Raw genomic sequence first — 21,174 nt, 5'->3', positions numbered from 1 at the left:
CCCCGTCAGAACAATGATGGGGCGTCTTGCATATTAGAGGGCTATATAGCTTTAGCTACTCACACCGTAGCCACTCATGAGTACTCAACCTTGAAAAGTCTAAATAATTTTATCCAAACATCTAAAATTAAACTTGAGAAAAGTGACGACATACAATTTTCTTTCCTAAGTGCCACAATTAAAACAGAAAAAACCGCCAAACCAAGAACACAAAACTCTCTTGTAATACAAATACAAGGGGAAGTAAAAGCCCATGACTCTGCCTCTGAAGCAGCGAGATATAGCCGACCAACTTTACTTGTAACACTCGGAATACTTAGTTTTTTCTCCGGAAGAGACTTCACAGTATATCAAGTCACAGAATCCAGCTCTAATATCACTACACAAGCGCCACCTCAAGAGAATCTTGTGGCACGATGCATTTTCAATGGCTCCGATTACTCAAAAGATATAAAAACGCTATGCAACAACATAAACAATAATACACCTCACCAAAACGCACTACTTTTTTCATTGCTTGATCGCTGGAGAAAGGCACAAAGCCAGCTAATAGAAAGCGAAGGCCAAGGACTTCTTGAAGACGAATCCCTACTATCTTTCTTTCATGTTCTTGAACTATTAAGCACAGAATACAGCCCAACTCAAAAATTGGAAGTTGACGAAAAAATCTCTTCATTTCTAGATGATTTGGTAACAAACACCTTTAAACATAGCGGCCCTTCCGCCAAGCAAAAAATATCAGAAAAAACAAAATTAATAACAAGCATCCTGGCTAATGGCGATCTATTCTCCATCGCATCAAAAATCAACTATATGCTTGAAAAGCTGAATCTTCTTGATAGCCGAACAAAAAATTTAGTACAGAAACTAGTTCAAGCCAGAAACTCAATTGCTCATGGACGCCAAGTTTTTATAGATCGCTTTATTTGGCCTCTACCGCCTTTTTTCATGCTTCACTCGGATCTTCTGAATCTTGGGGAGATCATTAGAATTTTTACTGCACGCATAATTGCGAAGCATTACGGACTAGAACACTGGCAAAGCGAATGGATTGAGTCACTCTCAATTCTCTCACCCCCGCCCGACATTATTAGGACTTTCATAAATAATGGTGATTACAAAAAAATAGACACTGAAGATTTTCACAAGGGGACAATGGACTTAATTACCCCCTCCTCCATTACCGAAGCCTATATCAATAAACACATCAGCCTTCCAGACTTTGAACGAACAATGGAGAAACATGCTGCAAACATAATGGCGTCAACCCCGGAGAGTTCAGACGCCGAACCATTTTATATTGCTATATTCTTAGCCGACGCCCAGGCTCCTCTACTCGCGGGCTTATGTAGAAGGTACATCCAAGATAATTACGCCTCAACATCAACCCTCAAAAACTGCCTTCGCTTTCTGGAACATTATGGCATTGACACTCCATGGTTCAGGGAGTGGATTGCGAGCGGTATAAACCGTAAAACTGAATGACAGCTCCATCGTAAATCAACCGACCATTAAAGATAACTCCCGACAACTGGTTTGCACCGTGACCGTGGCCTGCAGCACACCAATGGCAAGCAGCCAAAACGAAGCAGCAAATCACTCATCGCCGAAAGACGCCAGCTCCAGCGCTGGCCATCGCCGCAAGCCTCTAGGGTGTTGCCCAGCCAAGCTGGCCAGCTTGCGCTCGTCAGAAGCATCCAAACAAGCGGTGACAGTCGTAAGTGACGCTATGCGTCATCGTCTGACACCCAGACGTCAAGTGAGCCCCATTCAGAAAAATTCAGCGAAAATCCATGGTCGTGTCGGTAGTCCCACCAAGTCCACCTGCCAAGTAATCGAGCCGTGCTTGTGTGGGCGTCTAGGTCAAAGGGCGTTCGTGGCGGATATTGCTCTCCCCAAGCAGCGCCTGTAAGAACACCATCTCCTCAGGGTCACACTCCATCAATCGCTCATCGAAGAATATCTCGGACTTAGCTCCCGGTTTGGTCGGCGAGTTTTTGATCATCATGCCCATCCAAAGGAGTGCCAGGTTCTTGTCGCGAGTAAGCAACGCGGATCGACACTCCGGGTGATGCACCTGAGATTGCCTCAGCAGGAACAGGAGGAACAGATCCCACATCGCATTATAGGCTTGGGCATCACCGTAGACGGCTGCGGGCTTCAAGACCTTTTTAGCCGGGTTGAATTTTTGCTCGGCAGTCAGCGCGCTCAACGTGATTGCAACGCTAATGTGTTGCAATGAAATCCCGGTTTCTTTCGCAGCCTGAATGATCTTCTCCCAGGCCGCGCGACGCTTGCGTTTGCTGGTTGTCTTCATCAAAGAAGGCACAACCATCCGCAGAAACTCCATGCCTTGAGCAAAGTAGGGCCGGTAGCTTTCCAGCAGGACTCTGGTTTGCTCAACCTCATATGGAATTTCAGGCCATAGCCTAATATGCGGTAGAGCCTCCTTCAAAGTGGCCAAGGCAATATTCAGTTGTTCCCCCACCATTTCAGCGCTAGGCAGATCCGTGACATTACCCTCAAGTGCGAAGGGCAATGGGTTGAGCACGCACCCGCACGCTTCCTGCTCCAGCATGTCGAAAAAGTCCCTTCCCCCTGCCCCATCAGGCTTCAGCTTTCCACTCTCAAATCGAGCCTTGATTTCGGAGACGATGTTTCTGTCCACAAAGATATTCGTGCCTGCGAGGCAGTAGATCAGAGGCAACCATCCGCCATCGACCAGGCAAATACTTTCGTTCTTAATTTTGGGATCAAGCTGTAACTTCCTGCTGATCAAGCTACCTATCGGGGGAGCGCCGGGAATAGAGGTATTGCTTCCCTCCTCGACGCGGCCGCTGATTTCAACCGCCAAGGCTTGGCCTTCTTGATATTTAAACCAATCGTCAAGCGTGAGGGGCTTTGCGGTGATGTTGCCAAGGATCAAGCCATCAACATTAGGCGGCAACGCCTCGTTGTGGCCCAAAAGCGTCACTGACACGGGTGAACCTGCCTGCTGCAATTTGGAGCCTCCTGGGCTGCAGATGTTTAAAATGGCCACGCGACTTTGTGGAACTCAGCTAGCCGCTTGGCTCCATAATCAGGGTCAATCTGAACAGCATACGCAACGAGGCCGCGGACATGGTTCCTGAAGCCGAACACCGCATCAAAACCTCTACGCTTGGCGTGTTCAACGGGCCCCACACCAGCGTGCAGGCAGAAGTGCAGATGCTGCTCCAGCTTGTAGCGAAACTCGCGGGAAAGTCTTGGGCGATCGCTATCGACATACAGCCCGAGCAGAATCTTTCGCCCACTGGGAGGGACGACTGCCGTTTTCATGGTGTTCGGAGCAAATCCGCACTCGGCGAGGATGGCATAAAGCCGACCAATCACCTGACTTGCTTTCGTTCGGTTGAATTCCGGATCATCAGTGGACAGTGACAGATCGTCCGCGTAGCGGGTGTAGACCAGATCATGCTGAATTGCCAACTGCTCAATTCGGTCATCAAGCCGACGGGAACACAGATTGGCCAGTAGAGGGCTTGAGGGGGAGCCCTGAGGCAACGAACCTTGGTAGCGATTTGAATAACGGGCAATGGAGTATTTTGAATCGAGATTCTGGCTATCCCCCCTTGGCCCTTCAGTCCAATTAAGGGGGACGACCCGCGTGCAAAGCCTCGCCATCTCGAATGAAACCAGCGCTGGGTAGCCTGCGCCCCGGAAAACCCGGTAGACCGACTGCTCAGGAATTGCTTCGAAGAAGTTCTTGATATCGACCTTGATGAGCCACTTGCAACCACAGTGGATGGCAACCTCATCGACTATTTTCTTGCCGTCATTGTAAGCGATGCTCGCAGGATGAGCGGCCAGATGGGTAAGAATGTGATCATGAATGTACCGTTGGACACGCATAAGCATAGGAGACGGTATGCAGATGGTACGGAACCGTTCGGCGCCATCCGGTCTGGGTTTACGCTTGCGTATGCGGAATATTCGATAGGGCTGCTCCTTCCCTACCACCTCTTGGCGCCCGACAATCTCGCGCAAAACTTCATAAGTCGTGCCCGATAGCGCAGCTAAATGTCGCAGCGTGAAGACCGGAGTCAATGCGGAATCGCACCTTACGATCGCCTTGCCGTACTCTATGGCATTCGCGATTACTGCCTTGTCAGCGCCGGCCTTAAGGCCATTTTTACGAAAGTGCTGAGGACGCCAGACTGTCATCTACTTTGACACCCGAAGGGTGAGAATCAGCGCGCCGAGCAGCGAGGCGAGCCTGCGACCGAGTGGCCTATGGGCGAAGGTGCGTTGATGCTTACACTTTAAGCGCATGCTACTCCGTAAAGGACAAAATATGTCCTCCTATGCATCATCAGATACCGGGTATGTCGCCATACCAATCTAGATGAATCAATCCGGCGCCCTCAGCGAAGTAGGATAGTACTCGACATCTTCAGCCCATGGTAGACGGTGTCGTTCACCTACATGCGATGACGATTGGAGATGTCTAAGCTGCAGCATCCCGGTATCAGTGAGACGGTTAGTTGGGCTGATCCAACCGTAATGCTTCCCCGACTGAAGCCAGCGACGAACATCCGGGATGGTCAAATCGGTGCGCGCAGCTATAGCGCTTTCAGTCCTGGGCGACCGAGACAGCGACGCCATGACCAGCAGCATCTTTTTGGAGTCCTTGCTCAGGCGCTTAAGCCATCTGGACGCCGCAAGCTTATCAGCCTTCATCTTTTGCAATTGATCCTGGGCATCGACCTGATGGAGACCGGTCTCAACCTCAATTGCTACCCTATTGGTGACCCTTCCCTTAAAGAGCGGCTTCCACTTCCCCTTACCCTTGAAAAAAATGTCAGGAGCATTGTTGGGCATGCCGTGCGCATAAGCCATGAGCACCCCCTCTCCCCCGAACCCAAGCCCGTCACTCTTAAGCTTGTTCGGGTTGTAACGTGTACAGAGGTCAATCATACGTTCGGCGTCGACCGGATCGAAAATACTCGCAATGGTTGGACAGGGAAGATCGAAGATGACTTTAGCTCGCATTGGGTGCGCCTCAAGGTAGGCTTTTCCGACCTTCGTCGACGCAAAACAGATCACGCGATTGGTGAGCAACCCAGCAGATACCCAACTCTTGACAGAAGCGACGTTCCAAAGTGACTGCAGCATGTCTCCAGCCTGTCGGCCAGAGCCAACTGTGTCGGCCAAAACAAAAAATGCACGTACCTTCACTCTGCGAATTTTTTGAGCGGTGGGGTGAAGAAGAAATTTTGTGGGAAACCGACGCTTCAAGGCGGTGGCTACGTTTCCGATAATTCCTTCAGATCCGATCTCATAGTCGTTTAACCGCTTACTCCTTACCGGGGGAATTGCCACTCCATGTGCCCGTAGGGGGCTTTCTTCTTCTTTATAAAATTTTTCGACTATTTCGTTTCTGACATGCAAATCCTGTTCGACAAACAGTGCAACGGGCCCATCGATCAGCTTCGCTTGAAGTTCGATACTTTTGGTCAGGGCGTCTGCGAATTCGGCCGCTGAAATCCAACGCACGGCTTGGAGGAGCTGCTGAGCTGCCGGAAGGTCTTGAATTTTGAATTGCTTCGCCCATGCGATGCCTAGCTCAGTCTCGTGCAGATCCATTCGACTCCAATTCCCTTGTATCCAAGTAAGCATCACGTGTGTGTGTGCGTGAGCGAGTTCCGCAACCAGTTGTAAGTATCAGAGGCCCGATACCCGCATTTCAAACAGATCACGCGGTACTCAAGCAGATTGGCTGCCTTAAATTTTTCCAGGACCGGGTGAGGAGTGTCCAGCTCCGCCCACCTGATGGTTCTGCAGACCCGGCAGAGAATGCTTACAGCATAGGCGGGTAGCATCCCACATAGTGATTGGATCGGTCAGCAGGCGTATGCCTCTAATCGCCCGCGTCGACCTCAGTCCAACCTTGACCATCAAGGAAGCGGCGTTCGGCGGCCATATCTTCAGGCTTTACGTCCGTCAAAAACATTCACCGACGGATAACCGTACATTATCGAGCTCTTTCGCACTGATCTGTGCCTTTGCTGGCCCAAGCTATGTTTTTCTCGAGTTGCCCAGAATCCTGTCACAGAGAAAGCTCAACCCCTCGCCTGCCTTGAACTTCCAGATGACCCGCTCGCCAGTCTCCCTACTAAAACTGGTACTGTTCGCGCCCTTGTATTCTGGAAGTGAAAGCTGACAAAAAGCAGTCAGCCTGGCAAATATATCTCGATATTTACCTGAGGACTTAAGCGCGATGCTGCCGGCGGACAAAAATGAGGAATAAGCCAGGCTTTGTTGCGCGCGGGCAATGATTAACGCTTTGCTGTCAGGCGGATCATTCAGCAGTTCGCAGGCTTGCGTAAAAATCAGATATTTTTCAAGCGCTCTTCTGGGGCACCAGAAAGACCAGAGGCCGCATACCATAATAGGTAAGTTACAATCCATCTCACCCTCATAGGTCAAAGCCCTATTCCAATCAGGTGAGATATCACTACTTTCCAGCGCTTGCAGATCCGCATCCGCGCGGTACTTAAAGTATTCAGGGAAACAATCGATGGCGTCTTTCAATGCCTCAGTGAAAAAACTGGAGTGGACATTGTTGGTCAACGCATCGTTTGCCTCATGAACGATTTGAGCCTTATCAACGCCCGCACCAGAGAAGATTCCGCCAAAGGGCCCATCCAGACTCCAGCTTGTTGGGGCGATCTGTTTCAAGTCTTTTTCTTTGTAGTGTTCGATAGGCACGACAAATCGCCTGAACAGGTTTGCGTAACTGACGGGGAAATACCGGGCGGCAAATAACCAACCCACGACACTGTCTTTATCAAGAAGGCGCGACTCGATGTCCGAGTTTTTCAGGATCTCGTAGTCAAAGGGTATGCTTTTGTTGCTCTTCAAGCCTTCCAGCTTAGTGATTAGAGGGGCGCTGGGAACCGTGGAGTAGAAGCCGATGAATTTTGTGCAGCCATTGGAGTAGATAGCTGACACCGGATCGTATTCCTGATCGGCGCCCACGGCATTATCACCATGAGCATAATGCTTGCAACTGACTAGCAGAGTTTCACCATTCAATTGGACCTTGAGGTCCAGATCATTATCGGGGCCTCTTGTGGTACCTGCCAGTACAACTCCGCCTAGTACCTTCTCAAAATACTCTTCCGCAAATTTTTCAAATGCATCCAGCTCGTCCTTCATCAACGCCTTTTTTCTAGCCTTTCGCAGCTTAGGGCTGGCGGAAGGAATTTCACGAAAATCCAGGATACCCACATGACCTCCAGGTCTTTAGTGCTCCATGATTCGTTCGGTTTTTTCACGGAGCTTATCGATAGATACGGCAGGATAATGCATCAAGTTTGTTGATCACGATGTTCAGCATTGGCGTCACTGCACCGAATGCGGCTAACGGCTCAAGATCTCGGTAAAGTTGGAGCATTCCGCGATAGAAATCGGGAGCAGTCGGCATATCCGACTAGCTCCAGCATTCATCATGACTGGCGATCTTCCATCGTCAATGCAGCCTGCTCACCCCCCCCACCTGTGGCATCAGATGGATATCGACACGCCGGTCTCGGTGTCATTGCTGGCGACCGGCTGATTGGCCGCGAAGCCCTGCACCGCAAAGCAACTGTCGGCAATGTCATCCATGCGCTGCTTCCAGTCTCGCACGGCTGAGGCACGGGCTTGGGTTAGGGCTAGGTTCTGTTCGACACCCCCTATTGCATTGGTATGCCCGGCGATCACGATCAACCATCCCGGCTGGGCTTTGATGCCAACCAAGGCATTGATCAGCACCTTGGCCGAGCCAGGCTTCAGCGTTGCGCTGCCGGTATCGAACAGCGACAGGCTGTCCAACCGCACCGGTTCGGGCATAAGGGCTTCATTGTCTGGGCCTGCCAACCATGTCCGCCAACTAAACCCCGCGGCCAAGGCAAAGAAGAGCGCCCCGGCGAACAGCCACAGGGCCATACGTGGCCTGCGCGATTCCACTTCAGGGGGCGGTAGAATCACGACAGGTGTCACCAAAGAAGGAGCCACCACCCTGATGGGCGCGAGCACCCTTTCGCCCGATGAATAGGTCTGTCCCAGGTGCTGGGTCAGACTACCGATCTGGTGGCGCAGAGCCTGCAACGTCAGCAGAGGACTGGATAGCTGAGGAAGCAAACACGCATGCAAACGTGCCAGCTCGGTGTCCAGTTGAACCAGTTCTGGAACACTGTGTGCCGTCATTACTACACTGCGCAGCAGCAGTTGGTCGAAACTGCTTGCTCAACGCAGCAGGTCTGGAAGATCGTAAAGAAGTTTAAGCGCGTCGGGCCATCCAACCTCAGAGAAAATCTGCAGAATCCCCACCAGCCTATTACGTTGATCTTCGTCCTCAAAAATTGAGCGATAGTCAGCAATGTAACGCTGCACAATCTCTACGATCACCGAGCCACCAAGACTTTCGTAGTGATAGCCCTCCTCCTTACCGCGTCCGAGCAGAATCTCGTGAATGGTCTCAAAGACAGCGATTGGGTTGCCGGGAATCAAGAAGCCGTAAAGCTCCATCAAATGGTGCAACGTCGCGGGATTGCGTGTGTTTGCAATAAGCGCAAGTATTTCAGCATAGTCAGCTAGGAAACGCGCCATTGCGGACTCATTCGGCAACCCGGGTTTCTCATCACCATGGTTCTCAAAGGCACCGGAGCCGAAGTAAAGCTGATTCATCCCTTGATGGATAACCTTCTCTGCTGCTTCGAACCGCTTGCCTGCTGCCTCTTTGTCAGCATCGCCGGCATCAGAAATAAGCACCCCATGGGCTTCGGCTGAGATGGTGATTGCCTGCCTCAGGATAAGCGCGAGACTCTCCTGTGCGCGATCACAGATGGTGCAGATTTGGGTCGTGTTCTCGGGCTTATAGCGCTCAAAAAAAGCTGCGCGCAGGTTGAAAGTAAAACGGCTAAGCAAACCGCCAAAGCGCTCTGGTTCGACTACCCACTCCTCGAACCAGGTACGCGAGAGTGCTCGGCCCTGACCTACATACAGCTGGGCAAGCCAGCCGCCAAGAGTATCTTGAAGATGTTGGTTTTCTTGTTCATCTAAATAAAGATCTACAAACAGTCGATTCTTGATGATGCTTAAAACAGCCTCACATCGCTCTGGCTCCGACACACTGAAAGGATCCATCGAATACTGGAGGTAAAAGCCAACTATTTCAGCGCTGGTCTCCTGAGCCGCTATGCGCTGCCCCATCGCCCACATGCGTTCGGGCGCGACAACGCCTATGACCTGAAGGTTTTGAGCCACCTGGAGCCGCACCGAGGGCTCAGGATCTTGGAGAAACTCTTCGAGTCGGTCGATGATCACCGGATGCTCTGCCCCAAAACGAGAAGCAAGTGACACCCAGGCATCGGCAGCATATACACGCACGTCCCAATTCCCCCAGCTGATGGTCATGACTCAGTCTCGTTCGGTTCGGGATAGCGGCTAGTCGAGAGCCGATCCAAGACTGCAATAAGCGTTTCAATATCCGGCAAGCCATCTGCGCCCGGCATAAAACTGGAGCTCGACGCAACCCGCTCTACTGCACACGCAAGATGTCCCCAGGCTGGGCGATCGACTTGATCGTGCAGATCAGGATTCGCATCAATCAAGGTAAGCAACGCCGTTGCCTTGTCCCATAGCAATACCAGTTCGGGCGCCAGGCTGTCGCTGGATGTGCGTTGTACGCGGGAGTAAAGAGCGTTTGAAGCATCGAGCACCTCTCGGTGGGGTCCGGCGTTCGTATCGACACCCGCCCGGCGCAGTTGCTCAAGTTCGTAATCTTCTGTGTCTACCCAAGCAACCTGGGGTCGATACGGCTCGTCATTTATCAGGAGCTCCCGAGTAGTGAGCGAGTTTTGCAGCGTGCGCATTGCCTCCAGTTCAAGGGTTTCCGGTGGCATTGGCGCTAAAATGTGGCCCAAGACGCGATGCCATTGGTGAAGAAACTCTGTATCAGTAAAGCGCGTCGCATCAAGCGCCATTGTCTCAAATGTCACGCGTTCTTCCTGCGTACGCGACGTCCAGGCGGCATTTAAAAACTGAGCCGCGGCGCGCGAGGTAAACCTATTTTCGAGAAAATCAGGTCGCTCAATCAACGGCCAGAGAAGGTCACCCAACTCAGAAATCCGTTCGCTGCCAACACCAAAAATCCGCGTCCAGACTGACGCGGTGGCGTAATCGCGCGATGCGGCAGTGACGCAGAGCCTAAAGGTTGCAACGTTGCACTCACGCAGAAAGCGTACATAGTGATGCAACAAATCTTCCTTTGCCGGATGACTTTCCTGCTGATCCCACGCCCTGAACTCAGTGAAGAGCCCGCGAAGCTCTAGCATCGAGCTGCCGATATCGATCAGTTCAGCCGCAAAATTACCGCCACGACTTCGAATAGCGACTGTACCTATCAGGGCCTCGATCAATGCGCGCGTGCCATGCTCGGGCGAAATCGCCAAAACCTCGCCCATGGCTGCACCCAATTGATAACGGCAATGCTCATAGTTCTGCCGTCTATTAGAGGTAAGCTGCATAATGCGACTGTGCTGCCCACCGAGCGCAGTGGGAGCGTCGTCAGTAATCTGCTGGCTGTAGAGGGCCGCGTAGATTTCGACACTAAACTCAGGATCAGCCCGTGTGATCGGAACAATCTCTCCGGCGAGCCGTGTGGCCTCTCGGTCAGCATGTTTCGAAAAATGGGGTTCACGCAATACGCGGTCTAGAAGTGTCCGTGATGCCACCGGGTCCGAGGCGAAACTTCTGCCGACGAAGCGAATTGCGCAATCTGCGATGTGCGATGAAGAGGTTGTCCAACCCACCTCCAGGAGTGTTCGTGCTGCCTGCCCGAACTCTGCCAGAAGCTTTGGATCCTCGAGATCACCATGATCAATCAGCGTATGAAGCAGGTACCGAGCCGGATCCAGCAGCATCTGCTCTTCGCTTGCTAAAAGAGCATTTGCGAGCTGACCCCACGCGATGGCTGTAGGGGTTGCAATGACTTTGACCGATTCAGAAACCATTTTGGCGAAACGAGCAAGGCGCGCGAGCAGCGATGCGAATCCTGGCTCTTTTGAGGCGGTAGCCGTAAGCGCCATCAATCCGGCGACATCACTCTCATCTTCGATGTTTTCGACTGCGATCCGCAGCGCCATGCTCCCCAACACCGGATTAATAGTACTTGTCCCGTAAATCCCGCTGATCAGTTTCCAGCTCGTAGGTCGTCCCACTTGATCGAAACGCCAGATTCTTTCAATTGCAAATCGAAGCGCTGGCGCGAGCAAAAGCGCCGTTGATGCATCACCGGCGATCTGAGCAAGGAGTGCCTCAGGGTCGTCCCAGGCGAGATGGAAACGACTGGCGACATGATCAAACAATACGTGGTGGGCAAAGCTTACCAAGTCCCCCGTGGCAGTGAGAACGCCTGTCTGGATAACCGCGTCGAGAGCAGCATGTTCTACCGACACCTTGCGCACTACCAAGCGTTGGCCGCTTATCATCGTCCTCACCACTGTAGTTGCGGCCTGTTGAAGCTGCGTCGTGTTGAGCCGCGCATCTTCATAAACGTCAATAAGTCCTGATTGTGTACGAATTGCGCGGAATGATTCAGGTGCGGTGCCGTCGGCGAGTAACTCTGCAGCCAAGGACAAGTTAAAGATGTTACACAGAAGTTCCGCCAAAGGCCGAGGTGCCGAATTGAGCAATACGCCCAACTCCGATGATGCAATACCTACTGCAGCGAGATCGACCTCACTCAGACGTGGGACAAGAAAGTGACGTACGTTTGAAAGACCAGATTCCGCAAATCCGGCATTGGCAGGTTCGCCCAAAAAAGCTTTCTTGTAACGACGACCGTTTCTGAGATCGAAGGTACGGATCGATGCTATGACGATCCACTCATCAGCGAGTTGTTTACGAACATCTTCAATCAGCGCAGCAAATACCCCTTCTGCGGGTGCGCCACGCGCAGCATCGAGCGCGTCAATGAAAAGTATCTTTTGACCGACTCCGGGCATTGCTGCAAGGGATTCAACGAGCGGGTGCGTGAGCCCAAGCTCAGAGGTAAGTTGAGTCGCCATAGTGACGCCAGGAAAACGATCGAGTGAAAGAAATACGACGGTGTCGCCCGCAGCCGCGATTGCAGCCGCGGCATGGATCAATGCGCCTGTTTTCCCCCCACCCGGCTCGCCAACTACTAGCAGCGAACCCGACATGATGGCTGCCAACAACGGTGCATCGCTCTCGCGCGTGATTGGCACGCCATCACCAACCGACAACTGACCATGGCTCGCGAGTCGAGTAAGCTCGCTGGCGGTTGCTGTGCGCAGTTTGGCGATATCCGGCTCAAAGCCTGGTGCGCCGACATCGACATGACCACGACGACGCAGAGCGCGCAACAAACCATCACGATCGGCAGGCGCGCCGTTGGCAATCAGATCACGCATGATGCCCTTGAGGTCGCGCAGAGGCGCTTCGCCCGCAGCATCCCCACCGAACAGGAAACGCCCCAATAATTGTGAGGCTTCGCGCCAATTACTGTGACCTTCATCCATGGAGAAGCGCGAGATACGAAAAATTCTCACTAAGTCCGAAAGATCACCATCTCCAGGTGCCGCACCTCGATATTCGCTCCAAGCCGGGGACGCAATCGCCTCAAATATGTCGAGGGCCTCCCGCTCTGCCTGATTGCGTTGAGTGCGCGTCACTGCCCAAGCACCACCCAGATCGAACGCCCGACAAGCTGATTCAAGAGTGTCCAACGTACGCGCCGCGTCGGCGTGCACCGCAAACAGGGCGACGTTTCGATTCAGATCAGGAAGGCCGCCCATAGCTTTTGCATCGGCAACCCAGCGCACGAGCTGTCCAACCGTTTTGGACAGCGGTGCTCTTGGCCCGAGACCTAAGGTCGCGCTGGTCTTACACTGCATATGAAGTGCACCACCGTCCGACTGGGTCACCTCGATGTCATCAAGTCCTTCCCCTGTTTCGAGCCGTATAGCGATCGGAAGCGCCTGATTGTTGATGCCGAACCTGCCTCCTACTGGCATGCGCGTAAGTATGTGAACGGCAAACCAGGTCGCTACCTCCGCCTGGAAAGCCATGCCAGCTTCTGTGGCACGGCCGCCGGCGCGCATAGGTGCCGGTAGCGCTGAAGATGCCTGCTCCATTGTTATCGAAACGCTCCGAAAATCACTTAATCTGAACACAATCATGTCATCTGACGCGGGCGAATGTCTCGCCTTAGCTCAACGTATTCCGTTGATGCCGCTACTGATCAAAAAGTGAAGCCATCGGTCGGGGCATCGGGGCGCGGGTTTCAGATGGGAGCATTTCGGCTTGAGTGTTCGAGGGAACGGCCAGCGAAGAAGTTGTGCTTACAGACTTAAACGCTGGATCATTCCGTAGCTGGTTTGAACCCAGGCGATCTCGATTCGACTCTCGCCGATGTAGAAAACATGCTGCGCTAGAAGTGGGATTGGCCGCTGCCGGAAACTTTGCTTATGAAGTCTTTTTCTTCGATATCACTGGATATCATGAGTGCAATTCAATTCGCACAACGGCAAACTAATAGCTAAGTCACAAAAGGAAGAGACAATGGAAGTCGTGTTTTTGATCCCTGGCATCATGGGCACCAGCCTGGTTCTCCCGGCAAAGAATCCCGGTGATACAGACGAAGAAGTCTGGCCACCAACGCCGGCGGAAGCGGCCCTGAAGTACAAGCGCCTGCATAAGTTGATGGACCCCGCCCTCAAGCCCGGCAGCCCGATTCACAAGGTCGCCTGTTACAACTTTTACAGTCTGCTGCGAACTCACCTGGATGATCTTGGCTATCCAAACGACGACAGTGCCAAGCGTCGAGTGGAGTTTGGCTATGACTGGCGACTCGATAACGTTCATACCGCCGACCTGCTCGCGCAGCGTATCGAGGCCGAGTATGCAAAGGGCGCCCGCAGTATTTCCCTGGTGGCTCACTCCATGGGCGGGATGGTCGCCCGGCTGCTGCTGGAAGGCGGAAAATACAACGAAAGGCCCTGGTTCAAGAGCATCCGACTGCTGGTCACCCTGGCCACGCCCCACCTTGGAGCACCGCTGGCATTGGCCCGTATCTTCGGTCTGGATGGCGTCGCGGGGCTTAACGCGAGTGACGTTGCCAAGCTGGCCAATAATCCGGCGTACCCCTCGGCCTACCAGCTGATCCCGGCTCCGGATGAGGCAGCCATTTGGTCTATGGAAAGCCCAGACCTGGCCAGCGTAGATCCCTACGACACCGATAGCGCAAAAGACCTGGGCCTGGTCCCAGAATTGCTGGAGCGAGCTCGCGCCGTGCATGATGTGCTGGGGCGCGAGCAACGCCCAGAGCATGTGCGATATGTCTATTTTGCCGGTAGCGGCCACCGCACCCTCACACGAGTCAATGTGGTTCATACGCCTGGGCAAGCGGTTCAGCATTCGCAATCACGGCTGACCTTCACGGACGACGCCGGCGACGGAACCGTACCGCTGTACAGTTCGCTGCCGAGCAAAGGGCAGCGCCAGATCGTTATCAATGAACACTCGACGGTGTTCAAGGGCTCTTCTTTTCGTCGCGCGTTCTTTCGTCTTTTGGGCGGTGATGCTGGCACGGCCCTGGAAAACGCGGACAACCTGGACAACCTGGACAACCTGGACATAGAAGGCAGCCTGCTGTCGGGTTCACTGGACCGTCAAGCCTATGCCATTGGCCAAGAAGTCGAATTGACGCTGCAGGTTGTCAATCGCAGCCTGGCGGATGAAGCACCGCCGATCGATAAGATCACGGGCGAGCTGGTTCTGGAGCGTCTGCACGAAGTCAGCCTGGTGCCTTTGACGATCGCCCGTCTGCCCCTAACCTACCAGGGCACGCCCCTGCGGCGGCTTAGCACGTTGCTTGCCGATATCACCTCAAGCGCAGGACTTTACCGACTGACTTTCGAAGGCAAACCGAGCCTGAGGGAGGCGCTGCCGTTTGTGGTCACCGCAAATGACTGAGATCGAGCAGTTGCGGCAGCGCCTCGCCGCGGGTGCGCTGTCAACGGGCCAGGAGAGCCAGCTCGGCACTGCAAACCTGAGCCCCGCGCGACGCGAGGCCTCCCTTGAACGATTGGCGTCCCTGATAAACGACCGCGGGCTTGGCGGTGACACCGCAGGTCGTCAGTTGCTGATCGATGCAAGTTGTGGCCTGGATGCGATTGCCAATGGCGCCGCCGTACCGCTGACCAGAGCCATGCGCGTCGGTATCGAGGCAATCATCCATGCCGACGGATCCCGGCCTGCGGTGATGACGTGCAATGACAGTATCGACGCACTGGATCCGACGCTGGGGTCGTGGAAGGTCAAGCTTTTGCAGGAGCCGGTGCAACTGCGCAAAGTCATAAGGGCCGTGGCCCGAATCAGCATTGTTTCTGCCACTCCGGAGCAGCCGATCCGCACCGTGGGTACCGGTTTTCTGACTGAAAGCGGACTGATCACCAATCGCCATGTGCTGCAATACATTGCCTTGCCGGACGATCAGGCCCCCGGCCGGTGGCGCTTCCACGAAGATGTCATCATCGATTTCGGGGCCGAGCACGCCAGGACGGAGCCCCTGACACCTCGTGCACGCCCAGTCCGAGTGCTTGAATGCGGACCCGATGAGATCGGCCAAACCAGCAACCCGGCCTTGCTTGACCTAGCGTTAATCGAAGTGCAGGCAGACACCGCGGCTGTCGCGCTCCCGGCTTTTCTGGAGATTGAACGGGACAGCACCAGTCTTCATTCAGGCAAGAACGTGTTTGCGGTCGGCTTTCCCGCCAGGCCCCAACCCGGCACCGAGAGTGGCCAGATTCTGCTGCGATTGTTCGGGGACGTGTTTGAGGTAAAACGCGTCTCGCCCGGCCTGGTGGACCAGGTACACGGTCAAGTGGCCGGTGACAGTAATCCCCCCCGCTGCTTCAGCCATGACGCCTCCACCCTCGGCGGCAGTTCCGGCTCATGCATCGTTGACCTGGAAGGTAGTTGGAAAGTGATAGGTCTGCATTTTGGTGGTCGATCAGGCGTACGAAACCTGGCACATGAACTGGCGTGCGTTCAATGAGTGTGGTCATCAGCGACGACGACTGGCTGTTGGCGGAGCACGTCTGCGTGGGCGATTCTGCGTTTGCTGAATGCTTCGCGGCAGCCCAGGACGGGAGCGACAAAACCGTTGCGTATGACGCGGTCGTCTCCTCGAATAAAGAGTTGAAGGAGCGAATCGCTGCCGCCTTTGCCTATGCTCGCCTCGGGAAATGGCTCACCGAGCTTTGCACTCAATGCGTGTCTGAACGCGTGGTGTCACGCGACTTCATCTCAGCAGCCACCAGGCAAACGCCAAGTCAAAGGCTGGTGGGCTGGCAGAAGATGGTCGAACAAGACTCGCCCTTCAAACATACCGCTTTGCATGCAAAGGGTTTGATCTATGTCACAAACTATATTTGCCGCATTGTGATCGATGGACAACACGCAGGCACTGGCTTGCTCGTGCCCCCCGACTTGGTGATGACGGCCGGGCATGTATTCCTCAATCAAGACCCACTGATCCAGGGAGGTGCCGTGGAGCCCCATTCATGGGAGCGAATTGAGGTGTTGTTCGACGATCGATTCGATTTCATCGAAAGGGATCTTGTGCGAGTGCGCCTCAAGCCCCGCCCATTCAAGGTTGTAGAAAATTGGTTGTTGGCCCATGAGGCTCCCCCGAGCAACGCCGGCGGTGTCGCCACTGCCGATATCGATAAGCCAGACTATGCCCTGGTCCGTCTGGCCGGATCACCACTCCCCTATGCGCGCCCGCTTCACATGCAAAGCGCCGCACCCTTCCACAATGACCCGCTCCTGATCATCCAGCATCCCCAGGGCAGCGCCCTATGCCACCATGATGGACTAGTCAAAGAGCCGATAACTGGCTCAACGGTATTTCTGCATTCGGTCAATTCACAACCGGGCAGTTCCGGTGCACCTTGCTTCAACACCAACTTCGAGGTCGTCGGGGTACACACTGGCGAAGCGATAGGCTCGGATCCGGCGAGGAACGTCGCCTTGGGCATCAACCTACCGGCCATAGAAGTAACTAGATGGATAGCGGAAGGCGAACCTGCCCTGCCTTATTTTTTCCGGTGCGCCAAGGGCACCATTCACCCGATCGTGCAACGTGAAAGGACGCTCGACTGGCTGAAACAAGCGACCACCGGCGACAGCAGCCGCATCCTGGCGATCAGCCCCGCCCCACGGTGCAGGACCGGCATGAGTTTCACAGCAGACCTCATCTCAGCGTTGCTGCCTAACGCGGAACATCGCGTGGTAAAGCTCTCCGCGCTGCGGTTTCACTCTCAAACGCCTCTGGGCTTTGTGCAAATGCTGATCGAAGCCTGCGGTGCGCCCTCCCCAAGGGATCTCCCTCTTCCCGATGGCGAAACCACCGCCGTGGCCTACATGCGCAACACCTTGGTCCCCGAGCTGATTCGCAAACTGCAGAAAATTCGCGACGGGCGCCTGTTCTGGCTGATCCTGGATGACTTGCGACGCCCGGACGATAGTCACGTCCCGCTGTCGGAGGGCACAGGCTTAAGAGAATGCCTGGATTTAATCTACGAGTCGGTGGCGGGATATGACTGGTTGCGCATTGTTTTGTTGGGTTACGACAGCGTGGCACCCGACAAAATTAAGAACTTTTGGACCAACGAAAAATTTGAGGAAGTGCCCCTGAGTGCATTTGTGGACTACTCACGCGGGCTTATCGATCGTATACCCGATCAAGGCCAGCGAAATGGCTACGGCTCTCTGTTTGACAGAAACCAACAGCAACTTGAAAACCTCCCACCGGAGCAACAATTGCCCATCGCGGCTGACTACGCCCGTTTTTTGTTGATGAATCTGGGAGTACAAGCATGATGGAGACTGAATCAAAAGCTCAATCTGCCGAACTCCTCGACGCATTCAAAGCCGGCCTTGAGGCCATAGGCACAACTGATCAGCCGGGTGACCCAGCCTCGGATCCGGTCGCCTGGGCTCTGGCGCTGGCCGCGCTTTGCGGGCCGTTCGATGTTCATCGTCTGGTGCGATTCGCCCGCGAATCCGAGCAGATGATGCTCGTAACAGAACTGATCAACAGAACCGAAGGCCTGACTGTTAACGGGTGCCGCCGACGCTTGTTGGAGATCACCACGCGCCGGCGAATATTGGCAGATCTGCTCACCCGCCCTGGCTTGCTGCAATCGCTGCTCAACTCCTTTGCGCCGGCTCGCGAGGACGCCCAAGGCCGTGTGCTGCGCAAGCTATTCGCGGGCTGGCGGCCGGACCTGCGACGGCTCAGAGCCGAGCGCCTTGGCATCCTTTGCATTGCCCTGGGCTGGCTGCAAGGGCTGGCGCCGTCCAAAGACGCCAATGGCCAGGACGTATTGCCATGGCCGCAGATCGGCGAGGTCCAGCGCGAACAGGCACGCCGAGGACGTAACGCGGAAATCCGCAGTTTGCTCTCAGGTGGCATGGTTGGCCGCGAATCGGACCTGCACAAGTTGCTCGCGTTTGTCGATAGCCCTGAGACAGCCGGCGGCATCATGATCGTTACCGGGGCCGGCGGAATCGGAAAGTCCACGCTGGTCGCCCGCCTGGCGAGTGCTTTGGGGGCCCGCAAGCACCCGACGCCCGTGCTCAATTTCGACTTTGACCGACCCGCTCTTGATCCCGTTGGCCCTGGCCTGACCCTGGAGCTCACCAGGCAACTCGCCCAGCACCTGCCCCAATCCGCGGATGCGCTGTCCGAGGCAAGAACCCTGATCCGCGAAACCTTCGAGCGCGGCGGCGGCCAGTCGGACCGTAAGCAGAGCGCAGAAACGAGCGCTGTGTCATCCAGCGGCGAGGCCGGCTTGATGATCGGTCGCGAGATCATCGATACCGACTTTACCGGACATCCCGTGCTCGTCTTGCTCGACTCATTCGAAATGGCCGCTGCTCAAGGCCATACCGCGGTCACGGCGCTGCGCGATTGGCTGGCGTATCTGACCCAAGACGTCGGTATGCGCGGTGTTCGCGCCATCGTTGTTGGTCGGGCAGCCGAATCAGCGGCGAACCTGTTGCGCGTTGGAGAAAGCGCCATCTACCGACTTGGACCATTGACCCCGCCCAATGCCATACGAATGCTGAAACAATCCGGGCTGGATGAGAAGCGCGCGGTAGAGGTCGCCAGTTCGCTGGGGGGCAATCCACTGGTCCTGCGCCTGGCCAGCCGTTACCTGCTCGAGCATCCCGAGGTCTCAGGAGATGCACTGCTTGAGGGTGGCGAGGTAGACGAAGCCCTGACCCAGGGTGTGTTGTACCGACGCATTCTCAACCGCGTGGGTAATGGCGACCACGATCCGTTACGCAAGCTGGCTTATCCTGGCCTGGCATTACGGGTGATCACGCCTGGGTTGTTGCGGGATGTCCTGGCTCCTATCGTGCTGAAAAACAGCGTGCACGGTGCAAAGGAAAACGCCGCACTGTTTGAGCGCCTAGCTCAACAGGTCTGGCTTGTGGATCAGGAGTCCGAGCGCCGAGTGCGTCATCGCCGAGACCTGCGGGAGATAACCTTGCGTTTGCTGCGCAACGACAGCGCCGTGGGCCCGCTGGTCGATGAATTGCACTCGAAGGCGATCGCGTATTACACCAACACCCGTGACCCTGACTTGCCAGCTGATCGGGCGCGCCTTGAGTTGGTGTACCACCGTTTGATGCTGTTGGCCCCCGACGAGGATCTGCCGACCAGTGAGCACACTCTCGTAAACTTCACAATGGCAGGCGAATTCGATGAACTACCGCCCCACACGGCCGCCTTGGCGCGCTTTCATTCAGGACAGCGCCCGACAGTTGATGACCTCAAGTTTTTACCTGAGGTCTATCAACGCAGCGCCACCGCGGAGGTCGCCTGGGCGGCCATCGACACGGGCCGTCCCGAAGATGCGCTGGCACTCTACCAAGACCAACTACCAGTGCCCGTGTGGCACCTGACGGCGCTGCATGACACTGTGCAATGGCGACTCCCCCCGTATTACCTAGATCTCGAATACCGTGTCAGGACTGCCAACGAACCCACCACGCAAAGTCGCGAGCGCTTTGAAGAAGCAAGAACAGTGACCGCCTTTCTACACCTGTGGCGTGGGGAATTTCATGAAATCGAAAGCCCTGCTGATGACGAGCTCACAAAAAAGCGCTCATTGAGTACGGGCACCGCTCACTTACGGGCTGCCGCGGCATGGGGAGTGGGCGCTTTGCTTGATGGAAAGATCAAGCATCCAGGGTGGCTTGCGATGCGGGAGATGCTTGGGCCGGGTTTCAAACTTCATCCAAGAGATGCGATGAAGGCCAAAGCCGAGGCTCGGCTGTGGTTGTTGCTCTGGAAAGCTGGGTACTTAAAACCTGATGACAGGATTCCGATTCTCGCCGACTCGCTGGCGTTGACCCCAAAGTTGTCGAGCAAACTGGCGAGACTCTGGGATGACTTCCCCGATGCGCGTCGAGACCAAGAATTGCGCCTGGGAATGAAAATCCGCTTGCCCGCTCCAGTCGCGATGCTGACAGGAAAAGTGGCGCGCAATGTTGAAAATGTCATTCAAGATGATCAGGTCAACCTTCGAAGTAATTTGGAAGCTGCGGGTTTCCGCCCAGAGGATTTCCTTCCTGGCCTGATGACCGAACTTCAACCCGCGACCCGTCGAATGCTGCGATTGTTCATCGCTGATGAGCGCTCACGAGAAGCCTTTGCTCATTATCTGCATAAAGACCCCCACTCCCCGTTGCCCGACTTTACGCCGAGTGACTTGAAACTTAACCAGTGGTTCAAGGCTGCCTCGGAAGGTGATGGCCTGCGGGCCACCTTGCCACTGATTGAATGGTGTGGGCGACTGGGACAACTCTCCTACGTTTGCAGTCTCGCTGCCAAAATATCCGGTGGTGAGACAGGGCATTCGCTGCATGAATTGGCGCATGCCTGGCGCAGGCTCGAAGCAGTCTGCGCCAGGCAAACGAATTACATCGGACGGTAATCAACACTTTAGCGATAACGCTCCAGCCAATGCGCATAAGGAGCAGGCAAGTTATCGGGAGTGCTGAAAACGACTGTGAGTTAACAGCGAATTTGGCACCGACCTGGAA

At 54.8% G+C, this 21,174-nt stretch carries 12 protein-coding genes; 5 read left to right on the top strand and 7 right to left on the bottom strand.

Annotated features, from left to right (window positions below; all coding sequences use genetic code 11):
- Window positions 1-90: 90 nt before the first annotated feature.
- Window positions 91-1,485 carry a hypothetical protein gene (locus PspCFBP13509_RS08500; protein WP_137211824.1) on the top strand — a complete coding sequence of 465 codons (1,395 nt, stop codon included), beginning with the start codon at window positions 91-93 and terminating at the stop codon, window positions 1,483-1,485.
- A 373-nt stretch (window positions 1,486-1,858) separates the two neighbouring features.
- Here the strand turns inward: PspCFBP13509_RS08500 and PspCFBP13509_RS08495 are convergent, their stop codons facing one another.
- The 7 genes from PspCFBP13509_RS08495 to PspCFBP13509_RS08460 all read right to left on the bottom strand — a co-directional run bounded on the left by PspCFBP13509_RS08495 (window position 1,859) and on the right by PspCFBP13509_RS08460 (window position 13,118).
- Entirely contained in the window at window positions 1,859-3,001 is a 1,143-nt protein-coding gene (locus PspCFBP13509_RS08495; protein WP_137211822.1) for a hypothetical protein, read from the bottom strand.
- Between the two features lie 26 nt (window positions 3,002-3,027).
- Window positions 3,028-4,203 carry a reverse transcriptase family protein gene (locus tag PspCFBP13509_RS08490; RefSeq protein ID WP_137211821.1) on the bottom strand — a complete coding sequence of 392 codons (1,176 nt, stop codon included), beginning with the start codon at window positions 4,201-4,203 and terminating at the stop codon, window positions 3,028-3,030.
- Between the two features lie 186 nt (window positions 4,204-4,389).
- Window positions 4,390-5,625 (bottom strand): phosphoribosyltransferase-like protein, encoded by a 1,236-nt coding sequence (locus tag PspCFBP13509_RS08485; protein ID WP_137211820.1) that lies wholly within the window; start codon window positions 5,623-5,625, stop codon window positions 4,390-4,392.
- Window positions 5,626-6,057: 432 nt separating this feature from the next.
- Window positions 6,058-7,272 (bottom strand): restriction endonuclease, encoded by a 1,215-nt coding sequence (locus PspCFBP13509_RS08480; RefSeq protein ID WP_137211818.1) that lies wholly within the window; start codon window positions 7,270-7,272, stop codon window positions 6,058-6,060.
- Between the two features lie 276 nt (window positions 7,273-7,548).
- Window positions 7,549-8,232, bottom strand: a complete 684-nt coding sequence (locus PspCFBP13509_RS08470) for an OmpA family protein (protein ID WP_242001059.1) — start codon at window positions 8,230-8,232, stop codon at window positions 7,549-7,551.
- Between the two features lie 39 nt (window positions 8,233-8,271).
- Window positions 8,272-9,441 carry a hypothetical protein gene (locus PspCFBP13509_RS08465; protein WP_137211817.1) on the bottom strand — a complete coding sequence of 390 codons (1,170 nt, stop codon included), beginning with the start codon at window positions 9,439-9,441 and terminating at the stop codon, window positions 8,272-8,274.
- Window positions 9,438-13,118: an ATP-binding protein gene (locus tag PspCFBP13509_RS08460; RefSeq protein ID WP_137211816.1), complete on the bottom strand. Its 3,681-nt coding sequence runs from the start codon at window positions 13,116-13,118 to the stop codon at window positions 9,438-9,440. Before PspCFBP13509_RS08460 ends, PspCFBP13509_RS08465 begins: the two co-directional genes overlap by 4 nt.
- Before the next feature lie 493 nt (window positions 13,119-13,611).
- On the opposite strand from PspCFBP13509_RS08460, the gene PspCFBP13509_RS08455 reads away from it, so the two are divergent.
- Genes PspCFBP13509_RS08455 through PspCFBP13509_RS08440 form a run of 4 tightly spaced genes read left to right on the top strand, consistent with a single transcriptional unit; the run spans window position 13,612 to window position 21,065 of the window.
- Entirely contained in the window at window positions 13,612-15,024 is a 1,413-nt protein-coding gene (locus PspCFBP13509_RS08455; RefSeq protein ID WP_137211815.1) for a lipase/acyltransferase domain-containing protein, read from the top strand.
- Complete coding sequence (locus tag PspCFBP13509_RS08450) at window positions 15,017-16,108, top strand: trypsin-like serine peptidase (RefSeq protein ID WP_137211814.1); 1,092 nt, start codon at window positions 15,017-15,019, stop codon at window positions 16,106-16,108. Before PspCFBP13509_RS08455 ends, PspCFBP13509_RS08450 begins: the two co-directional genes overlap by 8 nt.
- On the top strand, window positions 16,105-17,937 hold the full coding sequence (locus tag PspCFBP13509_RS08445) for a trypsin-like serine peptidase (RefSeq protein ID WP_137211813.1): 1,833 nt from the start codon (window positions 16,105-16,107) through the stop codon (window positions 17,935-17,937). Before PspCFBP13509_RS08450 ends, PspCFBP13509_RS08445 begins: the two co-directional genes overlap by 4 nt.
- Complete coding sequence (locus PspCFBP13509_RS08440) at window positions 17,934-21,065, top strand: ATP-binding protein (RefSeq protein ID WP_137211812.1); 3,132 nt, start codon at window positions 17,934-17,936, stop codon at window positions 21,063-21,065. The genes PspCFBP13509_RS08445 and PspCFBP13509_RS08440 overlap by 4 nt, the downstream gene beginning before the upstream one ends.
- The last annotated feature ends 109 nt before the right edge of the window (window positions 21,066-21,174 follow it).

It is taken from the genome of Pseudomonas sp. CFBP13509 (assembly GCF_005233485.1).
Classification (GTDB): Bacteria; Pseudomonadota; Gammaproteobacteria; order Pseudomonadales; family Pseudomonadaceae; genus Aquipseudomonas; species Aquipseudomonas marginalis.
This window is presented reverse-complemented; position numbering and strand designations above follow the sequence as displayed.

Bases quoted from the DNA above. Each gene is read 5' to 3' on its own strand.
- PspCFBP13509_RS08490 (WP_137211821.1), bottom strand. From the start codon at position 4,203: ATGACAGTCTGGCGTCCTCAGCACTTTCGTAAAAATGGCCTTAAGGCC.
- PspCFBP13509_RS08470 (WP_242001059.1), bottom strand. From the start codon at position 8,232: ATGACGGCACACAGTGTTCCAGAACTGGTTCAACTGGACACCGAGCTG.
- PspCFBP13509_RS08460 (WP_137211816.1), bottom strand. From the start codon at position 13,118: ATGGCTTTCCAGGCGGAGGTAGCGACCTGGTTTGCCGTTCACATACTT.
- PspCFBP13509_RS08485 (WP_137211820.1), bottom strand. From the start codon at position 5,625: ATGGATCTGCACGAGACTGAGCTAGGCATCGCATGGGCGAAGCAATTC.
- PspCFBP13509_RS08440 (WP_137211812.1), top strand. From the start codon at position 17,934: ATGATGGAGACTGAATCAAAAGCTCAATCTGCCGAACTCCTCGACGCA.
- PspCFBP13509_RS08465 (WP_137211817.1), bottom strand. From the start codon at position 9,441: ATGACCATCAGCTGGGGGAATTGGGACGTGCGTGTATATGCTGCCGAT.
- PspCFBP13509_RS08455 (WP_137211815.1), top strand. From the start codon at position 13,612: ATGGAAGTCGTGTTTTTGATCCCTGGCATCATGGGCACCAGCCTGGTT.
- PspCFBP13509_RS08445 (WP_137211813.1), top strand. From the start codon at position 16,105: ATGAGTGTGGTCATCAGCGACGACGACTGGCTGTTGGCGGAGCACGTC.
- PspCFBP13509_RS08450 (WP_137211814.1), top strand. From the start codon at position 15,017: ATGACTGAGATCGAGCAGTTGCGGCAGCGCCTCGCCGCGGGTGCGCTG.